General features: G+C 57.4%; 1 protein-coding gene and 2 pseudogenes. All 3 read right to left on the bottom strand.

Features of this window, described 5'->3' with window-relative positions; translation table 11 throughout:
* Positions 1-127: 127 nt before the first annotated feature.
* Positions 128-544: pseudogene (locus BVER_RS28575) on the bottom strand (aminotransferase class III-fold pyridoxal phosphate-dependent enzyme); the annotation flags it as partial.
* A gap of 61 nt (positions 545-605) precedes the next feature.
* Positions 606-2084, bottom strand: coding sequence for an NAD-dependent succinate-semialdehyde dehydrogenase (locus BVER_RS28570; RefSeq protein WP_050456107.1), 1479 nt, complete (start codon positions 2082-2084; stop codon positions 606-608).
* 155 nt (positions 2085-2239) lie between these two features.
* Positions 2240-2446, bottom strand: a pseudogene (locus tag BVER_RS34890) (hypothetical protein); the annotation flags it as partial.

The raw sequence follows: 2446 nt of genomic DNA, 5'->3' as shown, positions 1-2446 counted from the left end.
GTTCTCGCTCCAGATTGGACACGAGAACCTCGATTCCCTTACGTCCCACGATCGTCTCCCGCACACCATAAGTCGATCATAGAACATGTTGGATTTATGTAAAGTTATTTCTGGGACGGAACACTAGCACATTGTTGTAATACCAGACGATCTTGATCTTCGTTTCGTTGGCATCCGATCCGGACATGCCGTAATACACCTTCTTCATGCCCTCAGGCGACCAGTCGATGATGCGCGACGACAGTTCGATGATCGCATCCGTCGAGTGGCCCACATAGGTGTGGTAATACGCGAGCTTCTTCGCCTGCTCGTAGATGGCTTCAGCCACCTCGGTGCGGCCATAGCCGATATTCACGCAATACAGGCCCGCGAATGCATCGATATAACTCTTGCCCTGATAATCCTCGATGCGAATACCCTTCGCGCCCGTCACTATCTTGCCGGGCAGCGCACGCGCATGATCATGCGCGTGCGTGGATGGATGCATGAAATGCGCGCGGTCTTCCGTGAACAGCTGTTCGAGCGATTGCTTGTCCTGACTCATGTGCTTCTCCTTGTTCCGATGACGCCTGTCTTTGAGGATAGTTCGTTTGTGGCTAGTCCGTTCACGCCGCGTTGGTAAGCGGCAAGCCCAGATTGCCGAGGCAGAAATATTTCGTTTCGACGAATGGCTCGAAGCCTTCCGCGCCGCCTTCGCGTCCGAGTCCCGATGCTTTCATGCCACCGAACGGAATCGGCGCGCCGGTGAATTTCACGCCGTTGACCGACACCATCGCGAAGTCGAGACGTCGAACGAGCTGAAAAATGGTGTCGACGCGCGTCGCGCAGACATAGGCGGCGAGACCGTATTCCGTATCGTTCGCGCGCGATACCGCGTCGTCCAGCGTGTCGAATGGCGAAACGGCCGAGATCGGCGCGAAGTTCTCTTCGTCGTAGATGCGCATGCCCGGTTTAGCATCCGCGACGACAGTCGGTTCGAAAAACCAGCCGCCGAGCGCATGCGGGTTTCCACCCGCGACAATGCGCGCGCCTTGTGCCTTAGCATCCTCGATGCGCTGTACGGTCGTGTCGAATGCGGCCTGATGCATGAGCGGGCCGACATCCACGTTGGCATCGAAGGCGCTGCCTACTTTGAGCGCGTTGACCGCTTCGCTATAACGTTCGACGAATCGATCGTAAAGCGGACGCGCCACGAGAATGCGATTTGCAGCGCAGCAATCCTGTCCCGACGTCTGAAATTTCGCGCCCACCGCGACGCGCACGGCGTATTCCAGGTCCGCATCTTCCGTGACGATAAAAGGCGCGTTGCCGCCCAGTTCGAGCGCGAGCTTCTTGATGCCCGCTTGCGCCGCAGTCTGCGCGACGAGTGCGCCAACGCGCGTCGATCCGGTAAAACTCACGGCGCGTACGCGCTTGTCGCTAACGAGCGCTTCCATCGTCATTTGCGGCTCGCCTATGACGACGTTGAAGACGCCGGCAGGAAATCCTGCTTCCTCGGCGAGTTGTGCAAGCGCGATCGCGGAGAACGGCGTTTCATGCGCGGGCTTGACGACGACGGTGCAACCGGCGGAGAGCGCGGCCGCCGCTTTACGCGTGATCATTGCTACCGGAAAATTCCACGGCGTGATAAGCGCGGCGACGCCGACCGGTTCCATCACCGTGCCGAGATGCGCGCCGTCGATATGGGTCGGAATCGTGCGACCTGCAAGACGTTTCGCTTCGTTCGCGAACCATTCGACGAAGCTCGCCGCATAAGCTATTTCCCCTTTGGATTCCGCCAACGGCTTGCCTTGTTCAAGCGAAAGAATCCCCGCCAGATCGGCTTGATGACGCATGATCAATCCGTGCCAGCGCAGCAGCAACGCACTGCGTTTTTGCTGCGGCATCCAGCGCCACGATTCGAACGCGTCCTGCGCGGCATCGACGGCGGAGACGATCTGCGCACGGTCCAGCATCGGCACATGGCCGATCACTTGTTGATCCGCAGGATTGACCACAGCGATCGAAGACGCGCTGTCGCTATGAATCCAGCGTCCGTTCACATAACAAAGCGATTTGAAAAGTACGGGATGACCGAGCAACATGTTCGTCTCCTTGCCTCAAGCGTGACTGATCGGATGCATTCACTTTAAGGCTCAACTGGCCAGAGAATTTTTTGTTGTCGGGCGTCCGCCCTGAGGTTTTTTCTGTATTGCAACGACGCTTGTTAGTCTTTTTCGGGCGATATAAGTCCGCGCGTTCAAAGCGAATCGTCAGCCCAATCCGGCGGTCCTTCCACCGTGTTCTTGACGATCTTCGTCACGATATAAGTAGTCGGATCTGCAAAATTGAATTTGCCGGAATGGACCCAACGACGCAGTCTGGTGCAGACGTAAACGCACATCTCAGCCAGGTCTGCAGCGCACGAGTAGAGGTTGAGGCATGACGTTGAGCTGAAAACGCGCCC

Origin of the sequence: Candidatus Burkholderia verschuerenii (genome assembly GCF_001189365.1) — a bacterium.
Classification (GTDB): domain Bacteria; phylum Pseudomonadota; class Gammaproteobacteria; order Burkholderiales; family Burkholderiaceae; genus Caballeronia; species Caballeronia verschuerenii.
The sequence above is the reverse complement of the archived record's forward strand: the minus strand, read 5'-3'. Positions and strand labels throughout refer to the sequence as shown.

Bases quoted from the DNA above. Each gene is read 5' to 3' on its own strand.
- BVER_RS28570 (WP_050456107.1), bottom strand. From the start codon at position 2,084: ATGTTGCTCGGTCATCCCGTACTTTTCAAATCGCTTTGTTATGTGAAC.